This is a genomic window from Paracraurococcus ruber (genome assembly GCF_004353985.1).
Classification (GTDB): domain Bacteria; phylum Pseudomonadota; class Alphaproteobacteria; order Acetobacterales; family Acetobacteraceae; genus Paracraurococcus; species Paracraurococcus ruber.
Map to the genome: position 1 here is coordinate 1 of NZ_SMOA01000501.1, position 2,182 is coordinate 2,182.

The 2,182-nt window shown below is 78.5% G+C and carries 3 protein-coding genes; 1 reads left to right on the top strand and 2 read right to left on the bottom strand.

What is annotated here, in order from left to right; all coding sequences use genetic code 11:
• Window positions 1-960: tripartite tricarboxylate transporter substrate-binding protein (locus E2C05_RS31205; protein WP_133223496.1), on the top strand; the 960-nt coding region annotated here is incomplete at its 5' end.
• Between the two features lie 204 nt (window positions 961-1,164).
• Here the strand turns inward: E2C05_RS31205 and E2C05_RS31210 are convergent.
• Window positions 1,165-1,650, bottom strand: a complete 486-nt coding sequence (locus E2C05_RS31210; protein WP_133223497.1) for a CinA family protein — start codon at window positions 1,648-1,650, stop codon at window positions 1,165-1,167.
• Between the two features lie 11 nt (window positions 1,651-1,661).
• Window positions 1,662-2,182 (bottom strand): phosphatidylglycerophosphatase A (locus E2C05_RS31215; RefSeq protein WP_338045226.1); only part of this gene is annotated, 521 nt, incomplete at its 5' end.

Below are 2,182 nucleotides of genomic sequence, written 5' to 3' on the forward strand. Positions count from 1 at the left end.
CGGCCGCTGCTGCTGGCGGGGCTGGCGGCGCCGGGCCTCGCCCGCGCGCAGCCGGCCTGGGCGCCGGACCGGCCGGTCACCCTGCTGCATGGCTTCGGCCCGGGCGGCGCGGCGGACACCATCTGCCGCATCCTCGCCCCGCCGCTGGGCGAGGCACTGGGCCGCCCCGTCGTCGTGGAGCCGCGGCCGGGCGCCGGCGGCAACATCGCCAGCGCCGCCCTGGCCCGCGCCCCGGCCGATGGCCATGCCCTGGGCCTGCTCACCGGCAGCCATGGCGTCGCCGCCGCCTTCGGCCGGACCAGCGGGTTCGAGCCGGTGGACGGCTTCGCCTGGCTCAGCCTGTTCCTGCGCTACGCCTTCGTGCTGGTGGCGCGCGCCGACGGGCCTTTCGCCGACCTCGGCGCGCTGGTGGCGGCGGCGCGGGCGCGGCCGGGCGCGGTGCAATACGGCACGCTCGGCCCCGGCTCCTCCCACCACCTGACCGGGGAGCTGTTCTCGGCCGCGGCCGGGATCACGCTGGCGCAGGTGCCCTACCGCAGCGATGTCGCCGGCATCACCGGCGTGCTGGGCGGCGAGTTGCCCCTGATGCTGAGCACCACGGTCGGCGCCATGGGGCTGCTGGGGGATGCGCGGCTGCGCGGCCTGGCGGTGACGGCGGACCGCCGCAGCGGCCGCTTCCCCGCCATCCCGACGGTGGCCGAGAGCGGCTTTCCCGGCTTCCGCAGCTATACCTGGGCCGGGCTGGCGGCGCCCGCCGGCACGCCGGCGCCGGTGCAGGCGGCGATCCATGCCGCGCTGCTGCGCGCCCTGGCGCAGCCGGCCATCCGCGCCCGGCTGGAGGAGTTGACGGATGGCGAGGTGGAGCCGAGTCCGCCGGGCGCGCCGACGCGCGCGCTGGTGGCCGCGGAGATCGAATCCTGGCGGGGGCTGATCCGCGCAAGGAGCCTGAGCGCGGATTGATGCGCCCGGGCCGGCATCGCTGCGGTGCCGCCCGCATCCGCCATGCGACGGCGGATGGCACGCAGGCTTGAGCGCAGCCCGCCGGAGCGTCTGATCCACGACGCGGCCGCACACGCCAGGCTGCGAGGCGCCTTGACGCCCGGCCCGGCCCGGCCCAGGGCGTGGGACACCGGCCGCGGCCCTTGGCGCCGCCGTGGTCGCGGGTCAGCCCGCGGCGGCGCGCGCCAGCGCGAAGGCTTCCAGCACCGTCGCCGCCCGCACCGCCATGCGGTCCCCCGGGAACACCCGCCGCACCGCCCGCGTCCCCGCCGCCGTGGCGACGCCGAGATGCACGAGGCCGACCGGCTTGCCCGGCGTCGCGCCGCCCGGCCCGGCGATGCCGGTGCAGCTCACCGCCACCTCGGCGCCGCTGCGGGCCAGCGCGCCTTCCGCCATGCGCCGCGCCACGCTGTCGCTGACCGCGCCATAGCCCTCGATGACGCCCATCGGCACGCCCAGCAGGTCGCGCTTCGCCTCGTTGGAATAAGTGACGAAGCCATGCGTCACCACGGCGGAGCTGCCGGCGATGGCGGTCAGCGCCGCGGCGATCAGCCCGCCGGTGCAGCTTTCGGCGGTGGCCAGGCGCCAGCCGCGCGCCCGCAGCAGGTCGAGCAGCGCCGCGGCCTCGGCCAGGGTGTCCTCGGGCAGCATCGCGGCACTCCTCACAACAGGCCCGGGGGCAGCACCTGCCGCAGCGCCAGGATCAGCGCCGCCGCGAGCCCGCCGGCCACCAGGTCGTCCAGCATCACGCCATGCGCGCCATGGCGGCGATCCGCCCAGCCCACCGGGCCGGGCTTGGCGATATCGAACAGCCGGAACAGCAGGAAGGCCAGCAGCACGCCCCAGGGCCCGGCGCCGGCCGGCAGCGCGGCGAGGGCCAGGAGCTGCCCGGCGCCCTCGTCCACCACCACCCAGTTCGGGTCGGCGGCGGTGTCATCCCCCAGCAGCCGCCGCGTCGCCCACCAGCCCAGCGCCGCCAGCGCCAGGGCCAGCAGCAGGCAGGCCATGGGCCCCAGCAGCACCGCCGGCAGCACCAGCGCCGAGCCCCAGCTTCCCGGCGCCGGCCGCAGCCGCCCGGTGCCGCCCATGGTCGCCACCCACCAGGCCAGGCGCTGCTCCGGCCGCATGCGCGGTGCCGGCGCGCGCCGCCGCCACGGCCCGCGGGCGCCGGGCGGCACGCCGC

Bases quoted from the DNA above. Each gene is read 5' to 3' on its own strand.
- E2C05_RS31210 (WP_133223497.1), bottom strand. From the start codon at position 1,650: ATGCTGCCCGAGGACACCCTGGCCGAGGCCGCGGCGCTGCTCGACCTG.